Genomic DNA, 12771 nt, shown 5'->3' with positions numbered 1-12771 from the left:
AAGACCCCTTGAAGACGACGAGGAGATAGGCCGGAGGTGGAAGTTCCGAGAGGGATGGAGCTGACCGGTACTAATAGGTCGAGGAGCTTGATCAGGAGAGAGGACGAGTGAAACGTGAAAGCGTGACTCGGAGGACGAGACAGGTCAAGAAAGTGGAGAAGACCTTTGGTTGTTTCTTTTTTCCCTTCAATGTGCAATTTTGAGAGTTTATCACAACAAAATAAACTCAAAATAAACGGTGACGATGCGTCTATGGGAAACACTCGTTCCCATCCCGAACACGAAAGTTAAGCCATAGACGGCCGATGGTACTTGGTGGGTGACTGCCTGGGAGAGTAGGTGGTTGCCGTTTTTTTATTTCTGGAATAAAACTTGAGTGACCGTCCCCTATGGCAGACCCGAAGTCAAAGTGCTTGCATTTTCCATAGAGTGCTGATATACTATGGATAGTGGTCGATAGATCCCGGTGTCTTTAGATTTCTGACACCCGTTTTATCCGCGTTATTTGACATACATATTTTAGACATGGAGGTTGTCTGCCATGAGTTTACCGTATCCTCACAACCAGAACCTGATCAGGACTACCGTGCCCTCAATGCGATACCGGGAAGGGGAGAATTTCCAGGAATGGAAGGCAAAAGGCCGCTCTAAACTGGCAGAGCTACTGGGCCATCCCTATGAAAGCTGCGAGCCGGATTTCCGCATCCTCTCAGAGAAAGACTGCGGCGACTACCGGGAGATTTCGTTTCAGTTCCAGTCGGAGCCTGGGTATTACGTTCCGTGTTATTTCTGTATCCCCGTGGCGACATCTCGAAAAAGCCCTGTTGTCATTTGCCTGCAGGGCCATTCTACGGGTATGCATATCTCCTTGGGGAGGGTAAAATATCCCATGGACGCCGAGTCTCTGGGGGGAGATCGGGATTTTGCCATACAGGCGGTGAAACAAGGGTTCTGTGCGATTACGGTAGAACAGCGCTGCTTTGGCGAATGTGGAGGGACGCAGACAGGCCCTGATTGTAACAATTCTTCGCTTATCGCTATGCTTATTGGCCGCACGACTATTGGAGAGCGGGTTTGGGACATTCAGCGGTTGATTGATCTTTTGGAAACCGGAGTATTTCCGCAGATCGATGTAAGCCAAATATGCTGCATGGGCAATTCGGCAGGGGGAACGGCAACCTTCTATGCCGCCTGTATGGATTCCAGAATTCGCTTTGCGATGCCCAGCTGTTCGGTGTGTACCTACGAGGATTCCATTGCAAAGGTTTCTCACTGCACCTGCAATTACATACCTGGAATCCTCCACTATTTTGACATGGGGGATCTGGCCGGGCTTATTGCCCCACGGCCGCTGGTGATCGTAGCTGGCAAAGAGGATTCGATTTTTCCGGAGGACGGCGTTCGAAAGGCCTATGAAGAAATAGAGCGCCTGTACAAAGCCTGTGGTGCACCTGAAAATTGTAAACTGGTCATGGGGCCGGGAGGTCACCGATTTTACGCTGATTTGTCATGGCCTGTAATGAAGGCGTATATGAAACAGGCGGGCTGTGAATGTTTGATGTAAATCATAAGAACCGACACATAAGCGGATGGAAATCAGCTTGTGTGCCGGTTCTTTTTTATAACATGGGTTATCCCCTCTTTTGTTGTGCAAGCTTCATCGTGCGCTGTGCGCGACAGCGTGAGATGACAGGGCGGAGCTGAGAACGGATCATGGCATCATTCACTAGGAGACTGTTGGCATTATATCCTGTGATGGGCATGTAGTACCGCTCAAGAGCCCTTTCATAGGTTTCCACATCGTCCCATGCAAGATCCGCTTCTGCGTCGTGTTCCCGGAGAAGCGCCTGATGGTACCGACATACGGCGACACTTAACCGAGCGACATCACGGCCATAGAGAAGCTGGCGATGAACCACGGTCAGCCGCTGGAGAAGCTGGTCCTTCGTGTTAAGCTTGCGCAGTTCGTCCGGGTTTACAGCCTGTTGGATCGTGACGGCTCCTTCCCGGGCCATCCACGTTTTCTCCTCCTGGATCATGGCATCGACCATGGATACAGTCTGCTGGAGAATCTTGGCGATGCGCTGTCCATCCGCCAGGATACCGTCTGCAAAATGTCCATTGGGGGATAAGGGCTGCACTGGTTTTTTTCCGTCCCATTTCAACAGCTGCGACAGGATGCTGTTGCCATCCCAGGCGCGCCACGAGGCGATGGTTAAGCTGCTCTTTTCAACCAACTGATATACAACGTTCATACGGGAGGCATAGCGGCCGTAGAGACCGGAAAAATAATCGGCCAGGTACGGACTGACATCTTCCATGGAGGAGGTCTCCTTCATGGTCCATGCAAGTTCCGCATAGAGAACATGAGTCAAAGCCCGCAATCCCCAGTGCATCATTGGAACGTGCATATACGTGATTCCGCAAAAGCCCTTTCGATAGTAATAGGGCAAATCTTTTAACATGGAATGAGTAAAGAGAAGGGGAAGATCCTCATATTTCGAAACGTTGTAGTATTCTCCAATAACCCTTGGCAACTGACAGGGAGCTTCCTCCCAATCTGAAATAGTGGTGGCGTATCGCCGATTCGTCGCACAGTGGGAATCTTCCACGCAATGCTCATAACAGCGGTTAATGGGGTAATATACGACGCTGTCGCCAGCCGCTAGCAGATTTGCAGGCGCAGGTTTCTGTGGAGCCGCCAGAGTATAAGTTCCCTCATAGCTGCACATCACCAGTTGAACTGGATGATCCAGCCGCTCATCCTTCATGGCACGATCCAAACGCTGGCGAAGCTGAGACAGAAAATAGACGGCACGATCCGTATTGTTTCCTATAGTCTGGCAGACATCACAGCTGCAGGCGCTCCCCCACGTATCAAAACCCCAAATGTCAATCCGATCATGTTCATACCACTCGTGATTTAATTTTGCAAGAAGCTCCTCAGCTAAATAATCAAACATATCGTCGTGGGCCACGCACAGCTGAACGGAGAGCGCCTTTTCCCGTTGCCGAAGCCCATTTTCCGGCAGACCATACCATTCCGGATGGGTATCGAACAGATCCCGCCCATTATCCCAGGGTTTATCAGGAGCCAACATGGATTCAAAGATGTGGCCGCCATACTTGGAGATAAATCCGAGCTTTCGGGATAACGCCGCCGTAGGTTCCCGGCAGATGGCAACATTCATTCGATTGCGGATCATCCACATCAGGAAAGGCCGCGACGTGTAGGCGTAGGATTCCGAGAGGTCGAAGCCGCGGGAAAATTCCATGGCTGGCTTGAACACCAGAGGCCTTTCTGGAAGCTGGAGGGTGTCGCGGAGAGAAGGCGCGATTTCGCCGCCATCATCGGGATAGTACCAGCGCCAGCCCTGGAGCTTAAGAAATTCGTAGACGCCGTACAAAATACTCCGGCGAGAGCAGCCCTCGATGCGAACGCCCGACGGCCCGGCAAGGGGAATCAGATGATATTCATCGTCGCAGTCCCCGCTGATTTTGTCTAGGCTTAACAAAACATCCGTGTCCGCCGCTGTTTGATTCGAAAAGGTGATGGAGGCGTGAGACAGAGTCTTTAATAGATACTCTTTTAATTGCATAGCTGCAAAGGAGATCGTGCAGCGAAGCGCCCGATCCGGTTCTTTTCGAAAATTGATTCGTTCTTCTTCATTGGCCCAGATACCCGTATAGCGATCTGCCTGGGCATATGGAGTTTGGATCGTAATGTTCATGGTGTCCATCCTTTATGCTTATATTATTTTACCGGCAAAGAGCCTCTGATTCAGTGTATCCTCCTAGCCTGGACACAAAAGGCAGGTACATAACAAACCTCAATTTCGGCATTTAAGAAAACTAGCAGCGAAAAACGTTCCTCCAGATAGGCCCGAATCGGAAAATGAGCGATACCAAAAAAATAGACGGATTCAGCAGTGTACCACTGCGCTCGTCTAAAGGGTCCAGGACGATAAGAATGCGGCCGGCATTTGCTGTGTGTAGTGTATCGGCTTCCAAGAGATACCCAATGCTGAGGAGATCGGCGGCCATATGAACAGTCCTTTTCCACATAATGATTAGAGGAAGGTTTCACGAGATTATGCGACATCTTGCTCTTTATCAAGTATGTATTATATAATAGAAATATAGTAAAGTCAATTTACTTAAGAAAAATAATTTTGGTGAAGTGCGTGGATAAAAAAGGATTAGAAGCGTAGCTCGTCCATCAGGGCGTTGGATCGGCGAATCTGCTCTTCGTTGTCCTGGCGCTGTAAGGTCAAGCAGGCGCAAAGGGTGTCCAAGAGCGCGATGTGTGCGATTCGGGAGGACACGGCTTCCGTCATGATGTACGCCTCATCAGAATAGATGGAGAGGACAACATCGCAGGTTTGAGTCACAGGCGTCTTCACATGGCTGGTTATGCCGATAACAAAAGCGCCAGCCTCATGAGCGATACGCATAGTGTCAATCACATCCCGCGTCCGCCCGGTATGCGAGATTCCGATGACACAGCAATCCTCTGCGAGGGAGGATGCAGAAAGCCGCATCATGTATGGGTCTGTGACACCATAAGCGGGATATCCGGCCCGAATCAGCCGTAGATATGCGTCCATAGCCAGCGTGGAGGAGGAGCCAAGCCCGTACAGTTCAATCCGACGAGCCGTTTGCAGATGTTCCACAGCCTTGTGCAGAGCGCGGGTGTCCAGCATGGCGATGGTATCCGAAAGGGTTTTAATGTTGGAGGAGAAAATCTTCTGAGCGACAAGCTCCGGTGTGTCATCGGGCATAATACCGCCGAAGGCCATTGCAGCTGAAGCCTCGTGTTGCCTCGCAAGGGCCAGCCGAAAGTCGCTGATCCCCTCAAATCCCATTTTTTGGCAAAACCGGACGATGCTGGACCCGGAGACGCCCATTTTTTCTGCTAGCTTGGCGGTGGGAAGGGACAGAAAGGAGTCCGGTTGCTCCAATATAAATTCCGCTATCAATTTTTCATTGGAGAAGAGCTGCGGATAGATATTGCGAATGTACGCACTGATGATTTTTGTATCTGGCATAAGGATCACTTCTTCCGATTAAGATTTAAAGGGCTGTTCACTTTTGATTATACACGGATCGCAACATCTTGACAACCATTCCTGTCATTTCGATTATAGAAAGAAGAGTATTTTAATTTAGTTGGACTCTAAACGGCAGTTGCGCACAGCGTTTTGAATATACTGATTTTTGTCAGCTTTTCTATCGATTCACATTCGCAAGATCGCAATGGGCGTGCCCGCCGGGGATGAAGCGAAAGGAAGCCGGCGTGCAGAAGAAGTAGGAAATGGAAGCCGGTTGAAAAAAGGAGGCGTGCAAAAAGCGGGGAGAGAGGAGCCAAGAACTCCAGCGTGCCCGCCGGGGATGAAGCGAAAGATGGAAGCCGGCGTGCAGAAGAAGTAGGAAATGGAAGCCGGTTGAAAAAAAGGAGACGTGTGCCGGCGTGCAAAAAGCGGGGAGAGAGGAGCCAAGAACTCCAGTGTGCCCGCCGGGGATAAAGCGAAAAGTGGAAGCCGGCGTGCAGAGGAAGGAGGAAATGGAAGCCGGTTGAAAAAAAGGAGTCGTGCGCCGGCGTGCAAAAAGCGGGGAGAGAGGAGCCAAGAACTCCAGTGTGCCCGCCGGGGATGAAGCGAAAAGTGGAAGCCGGCGTGCAGAAGAAGGAGGAAATGGAAGCCGGTTGAAAAAAAGGAGTCGTGCGCCGGCGTGCAGAGGAAGGAGGAAATGGAAGCCGGGTGAAAAAGGGAGTCGTGCGCCGGCGTGCAAAAAGCGGGGAGAGAGGAGCCAAGAACTCCAGCGTGCCCGCCGGGGATAAAGCGAAAAGTGGAAGCCGGCGTGCAGAAGAAGGAGGAAATGGAAGCCGGTTGAAAAAAAGGAGGCGTGCGCCGGCGTGCAAAAAGCGGGGAGAGAGGAGCCAAGAACTCCAGCGTGCCCGCCGGGGATGAAGCGAAAAGTGGAAGCCGGCGTGCAAGAAGATGGACACAGATGCCGTCCAGGGCAGCATATAGAGTGTTGTGGCCCGGCCATAGAAAAAATATAAATCGACTTGACGCACAAGAAATTCATACAAATAAACAAGTTTTTACGGTTGCAGCTATCTCAGGCGGATGGTATAATGAAGTTATCATAGGATCAAAGGGAGATACAAGATCATGAAAACAGCGGTTGTCACCGGCGGAGCCAGTGGTATTGGATATGGGATTGCGCAAATGCTAGAGGCGGATGGATACCGGGTTGTGGTCATGGGACGCCACGATGAGCAGGCGGTGCGCGAGGCGATGAAAATGCTACCTCATGGAGTATATGTCCAGGGCGACCTCAGCAGCGAGCATGATAGAGAGAGGCTTCTAGACATGGCTGGAGAACTGGATGTCCTAGTGAATAACGCGGGAGTAGCGCCAAAAGTTCGCACTGATGTTTTGGACATGACAGAGGAGAGCTATGATTATGTGATGGATATTAATCTAAAGGGAACCTTTTTCCTAACCCAATCGGCGGCCAAACGAATGATTGCACAAGGGAAAGGCGGCTGTATTATTAATATTTCCTCCATGAGCGCATACACTTCATCCACCAACCGTGCACAGTACTGCATTTCGAAGGCGGGGATCGGCATGGTAACAAAAATCTTTGCGGATCGGTTAGCAGAATACGGTATTGGTGTCTATGAGCTGAGACCGGGAATTATTGAGACAGATATGATTGCGGGCGTGCGGAATAAATATGATACTCTGATTTATGAAAAAGGAATTTTGCCCATAAGACGATATGGGACGCCGGAGGATATCGGGCGGGCGGTGTGTGCCATCGCGGGCGGTGCTCTGGCCTATTCCACAGGTGAGGTCATCAATATCGATGGCGGTTTTCACTTGCAGAGGCTGTAGGGGAATGCCATGGGGACAGAAGAGCGAATTGAAATCGCAGGCGTACAGGTTAAGCTGTACCGTTATAATACGGTCATCGTTGGCAGCGGAGCCGCCGCTCTCAACTGTGCGGACAGGCTTTACCAGTTCGGACAAAAGCAGATTGCAATTGTGACAGAGGGCATGGGAATGGGCACCAGCCGAAATACAGGCTCGGATAAACAGACCTATTATAAACTAACGATGTCTGGAGATGCCGGCGACAGCGTGGAGCAAATGGCCAGGACTCTGTTTGAGGGAGGTGCGGTAGATGGCGATCTCGCCCTCACAGAGGCCGCATTATCAGCGAGAAGTTTTTTTAAACTGGTGGAGATTGGAGTCCCCTTCCCGCACAATGAAATTGGAGAATTTGTCGGATATAAGACAGACCATGACCCTCGGCAGCGTGCAACATCAGCCGGGCCGCTCACATCCAGATATATGACAGAAAGACTGCAAGAACAGGTGGAGCAGAAGGAGATTCCCATCTATGACGGATACCTTGTCATTCGTGTCTTAACCTCCACAGTGGATAGGCGCTGCGTAGGCGTACTGTGCCTCAACAAAAATAAGCTAAATAGCCCTGACGAGCGATATGTCATATTTGCGGCAAAAAACATCGTCTATGGGACGGGGGGGCCAGCTGGACTCTATGCAGGTTCAGTATATCCGCCGAGTCAACACGGGGCCACAGGATTGGCCTTTGAAGGGGGTGTAAAAGGAAAAAATCTGACGGAATGGCAGTATGGCCTTGCGTCCACAAAATTTCGCTGGAATCTGTCCGGTACCTATCAGCAGGTTCTACCTCGCTATGTCTCTACAGATGCCAACGGCGGAGATGAGCGAGAATTTTTGCGGGACTACTTTGACAGTGACAGGGCGATGTTAGATGCCATCTTTCTCAAAGGCTACCAATGGCCATTCGACCCTCGCAAGGTGGAGGGACAGGGCTCCAGCCTAATTGACATCCTCGTCTACCAGGAAACGCAGTTGCGAAATCGAAGGGTATTCCTGGACTACTTAAACAATCCCTCTGGCTGGGATTCGCAGTTGACACAGCTGAGCGAGGAGGGACGGCAGTATCTGCTTCGCTCCAGTGCGGTGCAGGAGCGTCCTGTTGACCGGCTGAACCATATGAATCCCCAAGCAATTGACCTCTATCGAAGTCATGGCATCGATTTATTTAGCGAGCGCCTGGAAATCGCGGTATGTGCCCAGCACAACAATGGCGGGTTAAGTGGAAATGTGCAGTGGGAGAGCAATATTTGTGGATTTTTTCCCATTGGCGAGGTGAACGGCAGCCATGGTGTATACCGGCCTGGCGGCACAGCCCTCAATGCAGGACAGTGTGGAAGTCTCCGCGCGGCGTGGCACATTGCATCCAAAGAAAAAGGGGAGGCGCCTGGCAAGGATGAGCTGACGGCATGGTGCATGGACGCCATCCAGGAGCGGATTGGGCAGTTAGAGCAGATTGTACAGAGGTGTAGCGCCACTTCCAATCTAGGAGAGACGCGAATGCGAATTGGAGAGCGGATGAGCCGGCACTGCGCACATATTCGGGAGGCCGCTGCTCTGCGGGAAGTCGCAGATGCCGCAAAACAGGAGATTGCCGGGTATTGGCAGACGGTTACCATCACCGGGCCAGCCCAGCTGCCGGCCGTGATGATTAACTATGATCTCCTTCTGGCCCAACAGGTCTACACCGCCGCTATGGCCCAAGCAATCGAGGATGGTGTTGGAAGCAGGGGTTCCTACCTGGTCGTCAGTGAAAATGGAAAATTGGTACACGCAAGGCTCGCGGACGACATTCGATTTGTTGAGGATGATGGGCGTCATAGAGAGCAAATCCAGGAGGCATTTTTAGAGAACGGAGAGGTTCAGATTCAGTGGAGGCAAGTTCGACCGATTCCGCAGACAGAACAGTGGTTTGAAACCGTGTGGAAAGATTATGAAGAGAATCGGCCGTAGTACATGCACGCACATAAAAGGAGGCATTGCTGAATGAAAACGTTAAAGATTAATTTACTCTATCGCTGCACTGCAAAATGTTCTCACTGCCGGTTTTTTTGTGAAAATGAATCGGAAGTTGTAACACCGGATTTTGAGACACCCTATGCTGTGGCGAAAGGGCTGAAAGAAAATTTTGGACTTGATATGGCGGTGATCCTGGGAGGGGAGCCAACCCTATTCAGAGACGAAACCATACAGCTTATACAAAGAATTCATGCACTGGGTGTACGCACAAGGTTGGAAACAAATGCCTGGTGGGCGGAGTCCTATGAAAAAGCGTTGGATCTTGTATCAGCCTTAAAGGAGACAAAAACGGATGTGATGCTAAGTCTGGACGCGTTCCACGAACCCTTTGTTCCGGCCCGGTATGTAGCAAATGCAGTCAAAGCTTGTATCGATGCAGGAATTCGGTATAATCTTGAAGTGCCGTATCTGGACCCGGTCCATAAAGAGCATGCGCTTGACAAACGGACGGAATCCCTGGTCAACCAGCTATGCGCAGAATTTGATACAGAGATTCCCCAATATGAGGGAGGAATCTTATTTATCGGGCGTGCCGCAGACGAATTTGGAGACCTGTTCGCACAAAACAGAGGCGTCCCAACAGAGCCATGTACAAAAGTGCCGTGGTGGGGGGATAGCGACATCGAAACCTTGGATTTGCTCATCCTTGAGCCCGGTGGCTATATCACGAAAGGTTGTGGGATCGCAATTGGGAATGTGCATGATCAAGATCTGAAGGAGATGCTGGTACAGTATAATGCACAGAATCATCCAATCTTCAAAATCCTATTGACCGAAGGCCCCCTGGGACTGGCAAAGCTAGCAGAACAGTATGGATATAAAATAAAAGATCAGTATGCTGATAAATGTCATCTGTGTCAAGAGGCGAGGCGGATTTTAAAACCCTATTATGATGATATCTTAAAACCAGATCAGCACTATACAACGCACTGCCATTGACTTGAATGGGGAAGCCAGTAAACGCCAGGGGGGCGGCGAAAGCCGCCCCTTTGGCGTTTGACTTGCTTCTTATCCGAATAAATGTGTCTGTGTTTCCCGTCCAGCACTGCCATCCACTTGAAGTCCATGATCCTCCTGGTACTTTCGCACTGCCTTTTCCAAGCCTGGTCCAAAGCTCCCGTCCAGTCCCTTCGGATCATACCCTTTACAATAGAGTGCGGCCTGCACCAGCCAGGTGATATTTCCCTTAATGCCCCTTTTTGTGTAGACGATTGCCGCTTTCGTAGCAGGACTTAAACTGCCGTCAACTGCCAGTCCCCTTTGATACTGCTGATTGAGTTCTGTTTGCAGGCCGATGATCAGCGCCTTTTTAGTCGCTGGGCCATACCGCCCATCCACTGTTAGCTGCGTCCCATAGCGTGCATTCAATGTCTCCTGGATTTGCCGGATGATGGTGGTATTCGATGGCGTTGAAACTGTATCTCCGCGGTTAAAGGTGTCAGTCCCATACCCTATACCATCATACTGTAGGTGTGGCTGGTCCGCAAAGGATGTCCAATCGCCGCCCCATGTAAATCCAAGATTTTTGGCACGTTCAATGGCGCGCCGGATTTCCGCTCTTGCGTATCCATTCCAATCCACACTTCCCTTAGAGTCCACAACCGGTACAAAATCTAGGGCCTGTCCCACCAGATGGTAGGAGCGCATAGTTTGGCTGACGCCATTTTGAACGTTTTCCTCCTGCTGCTGTTTCGTTCGGAGCGTATCATAAATTAACACCTCCGTGTCTGTGTCCAGCAAATACTGATACCATTCATAGGCCGCTTTTCTTGTGGAATCGGCTAGTTTGTCCAGGTTATTACGATTGCGCGTATCATAGAACATTTTGATCCCTCCATTAAATTTTTAGTTCCAGTTTACCCTATGCCAGAAAAGTGGTACAGGTTCCAAATTAAACAAAAAAACGAAAAGACAATCTGATTTTACCTTGACGGAGGATACAAAACGCCCTATACTGAAAAAAAGATACGAGCCAAGGAGGTCAAGCTATGCCAATTCAATCGATCATAACATCAAGTCTTGAAAAAATTTTTCCAGACAAATCCCCCCTACCTTGTTCCACACGATTCACTATGCTAAAGGACGACGTCCTATCCTTTCAACTTGCACTGCGGCCGGATTTGCCCAATATTGTGAGAACGGATGCCATGATCACGGTGGATTCGCCCCTCGCAGAGTGTATCCGCGTACAGCGGGTCGACCTCGTTCCCTCCATGCTGCCGGTCAACGATTCTACAGACGGCAATATCCTGTCCGATCAGCCAGGCCTGTTCCCGGATCTGCTGACGCCGCTATCGGAAGGGAAAACGTTTCTTCTCAACCGGCATTGGACAGCTTTTTGGATTGAGATCGAGACGAACGCCTCCACCATAGCCGGTCCATCCCCGATCACGTTCACCGTGGACTTTGTCTCATTTCCAGATGAGCAAGTTGTCATCCAAACGGAAGTGGAGATCGTGGATGCGGTATTGCCCAAACAGGACCTGATGGTGACAGAATGGTTCCACGGAGATTGTATTGCGGACTATTATCAAATTCCTGTTTTTTCTGAGACGCACTGGGAGTATATGCGCCGGCAAATCCAGCTGGGTGTCCGCCGTGGGCTTACTATGATCCTCACCCCCATCTTTACGCCGGCGCTTGACACCGTCGTCGGCGGAGAACGGACAACGATTCAGCTTGTGGATGTATACCGGCAAGAGGGCGTCTATTCCTTTGGGTTTGAGAAGTTGGAGCGCTGGGTCCGCATGTGCCAGGACTGCGGGATAGAATACTTTGAGATGGCGCATCTCTACACCCAGTGGGGTGCGAAGCACTGTCCGAAGATCATGGGCTATGAGGACGGCAGCTTCAAGAAACTATTTGGCTGGGAGCAGGATGCCCTGGGGGAAGACTATCGCGGTTTCCTCTCCGCTTTTCTTCCCCAGTTGACAAAGGAACTGGAGCGCCTGGGGATTGAGAAGAAAACAGTCTTCCACATTTCGGATGAGCCGAGTGAGAATAGCCTGGAGCAGTACAACGCTGTCCGGGCGCAGGTTCAGGAGTATCTAGTGGACTATCCCATTATGGATGCCATGAGCGAATATCGCTTCTTCACAGACGGCGTCTGCGAAAACCCCATTATTGCCACCGATGCTCTCACGCCCTTCCTGGAGGGACAGTGCCCTGAGGATTTATGGGTGTACTATTGCTGTGGCCAGGGATATCTGACCTCCAATCGATTTTTTGGCATGCCCTCGGCCAGAAACCGCATCATTGGGACGCAGTTCTACAAGTATAACGTCAAGGGATTCCTACAGTGGGGTTTCAACTTCTATAATTCATGCCTTTCCCTCCGCCATATCAATCCGTTTCAAGTCACAGACGGCGAAATGGCCTTCCCCTCAGGCGATCCATTCGTCGTCTATCCTGGAGATGGCGGGGAGCCGCTGGAATCCATCCGCATGATGGTTTTCCATGAGGCGTTGACGGATCTGCGCGCTCTGAAGCTGCTGGAACAGCTGACAAGCCGGGAGCATGTCATGGCTCTGCTGGAAGATGGCGTTGCCGCCCCCATCACCTTTACCCAGTATCCCCAGGACGCCTCCTACCTTTTGACGCTCCGCCTGCGGGTGAATCAGGAGATTCAGGCGCATATGTAGACCGCTTGACTTACATGGCCTTACTTCATGTTTTAAAAGAAGTAAGGCCATTTTTGTTTGCCCAGCATGGGCGTTCTCTAACGGGTGAAAGTCCCGAGTGCGCGTAGGCAACGACGAAGCACATAGCCGAACAGCAAGGGTGTCCATCGCGAGGTGGAATCTGAAAGAAG

At 50.8% G+C, this 12771-nt stretch carries 10 protein-coding genes and 2 rRNA genes; 9 read left to right on the top strand and 3 right to left on the bottom strand.

The features are described 5' to 3' along the window. The 3 genes from H8730_RS16500 to H8730_RS16490 form a co-directional block, all read left to right on the top strand. Positions 1 to 95 (top strand): 23S ribosomal RNA (locus H8730_RS16500); the annotation flags it as partial. A 139-nt stretch (positions 96 to 234) separates the two neighbouring features. Then, positions 235 to 352: ribosomal RNA gene (gene rrf / locus H8730_RS16495) — 5S ribosomal RNA — on the top strand. A 189-nt stretch (positions 353 to 541) separates the two neighbouring features. Further along, positions 542 to 1564 carry an alpha/beta hydrolase family protein gene (locus H8730_RS16490; RefSeq protein WP_177719215.1) on the top strand — a complete coding sequence of 341 codons (1023 nt, stop codon included), beginning with the start codon at positions 542 to 544 and terminating at the stop codon, positions 1562 to 1564. A gap of 67 nt (positions 1565 to 1631) precedes the next feature. Here H8730_RS16490 and H8730_RS16485 read toward each other — a convergent pair whose 3' ends face one another. Continuing rightward, the gene (locus tag H8730_RS16485) at positions 1632 to 3731 is read right to left on the bottom strand and encodes a DUF4838 domain-containing protein (protein ID WP_177719214.1); all 2100 of its coding nucleotides are present in this window, start codon (positions 3729 to 3731) and stop codon (positions 1632 to 1634) included. Positions 3732 to 4199: 468 nt separating this feature from the next. Beyond that, positions 4200 to 5048 (bottom strand): MurR/RpiR family transcriptional regulator, encoded by an 849-nt coding sequence (locus H8730_RS16480; protein ID WP_177719213.1) that lies wholly within the window; start codon positions 5046 to 5048, stop codon positions 4200 to 4202. Positions 5049 to 5217: 169 nt separating this feature from the next. On the opposite strand from H8730_RS16480, the gene H8730_RS16475 reads away from it, so the two are divergent. The 5 genes from H8730_RS16475 to H8730_RS16455 all read left to right on the top strand — a co-directional run bounded on the left by H8730_RS16475 (position 5218) and on the right by H8730_RS16455 (position 9899). Next, complete coding sequence (locus H8730_RS16475) at positions 5218 to 5430, top strand: hypothetical protein (RefSeq protein WP_249290208.1); 213 nt, start codon at positions 5218 to 5220, stop codon at positions 5428 to 5430. A 329-nt stretch (positions 5431 to 5759) separates the two neighbouring features. Then, positions 5760 to 5969 (top strand): hypothetical protein, encoded by a 210-nt coding sequence (locus H8730_RS16470; RefSeq protein WP_249290207.1) that lies wholly within the window; start codon positions 5760 to 5762, stop codon positions 5967 to 5969. A 207-nt stretch (positions 5970 to 6176) separates the two neighbouring features. After that, positions 6177 to 6908 (top strand): 3-ketoacyl-ACP reductase, encoded by a 732-nt coding sequence (locus tag H8730_RS16465; RefSeq protein ID WP_177719212.1) that lies wholly within the window; start codon positions 6177 to 6179, stop codon positions 6906 to 6908. Positions 6909 to 6917: 9 nt separating this feature from the next. Beyond that, entirely contained in the window at positions 6918 to 8894 is a 1977-nt protein-coding gene (locus tag H8730_RS16460; RefSeq protein WP_177719211.1) for an FAD-binding protein, read from the top strand. A gap of 33 nt (positions 8895 to 8927) precedes the next feature. Further along, the gene (locus H8730_RS16455) at positions 8928 to 9899 is read left to right on the top strand and encodes a radical SAM protein (RefSeq protein ID WP_177719210.1); all 972 of its coding nucleotides are present in this window, start codon (positions 8928 to 8930) and stop codon (positions 9897 to 9899) included. A 69-nt stretch (positions 9900 to 9968) separates the two neighbouring features. Here H8730_RS16455 and H8730_RS16450 read toward each other — a convergent pair whose 3' ends face one another. After that, on the bottom strand, positions 9969 to 10784 hold the full coding sequence (locus H8730_RS16450; RefSeq protein WP_249290206.1) for a peptidoglycan-binding protein: 816 nt from the start codon (positions 10782 to 10784) through the stop codon (positions 9969 to 9971). A gap of 164 nt (positions 10785 to 10948) precedes the next feature. Here H8730_RS16450 and H8730_RS16445 point away from each other — a divergent pair, with 164 nt between their 5' ends. Further along, a complete protein-coding gene (locus H8730_RS16445) occupies positions 10949 to 12601 on the top strand; it encodes a DUF4091 domain-containing protein (RefSeq protein ID WP_177719370.1) in 1653 nt (550 codons plus the stop codon). Positions 12602 to 12771 lie beyond the last annotated feature (170 nt).

The sequence above is a fragment of the Bianquea renquensis genome (genome assembly GCF_014384895.1).
Lineage (GTDB): Bacteria > Bacillota > Clostridia > Lachnospirales > Bianqueaceae > Bianquea > Bianquea renquensis.
The sequence above is the reverse complement of the archived record's forward strand: the minus strand, read 5'-3'. Positions and strand labels throughout refer to the sequence as shown.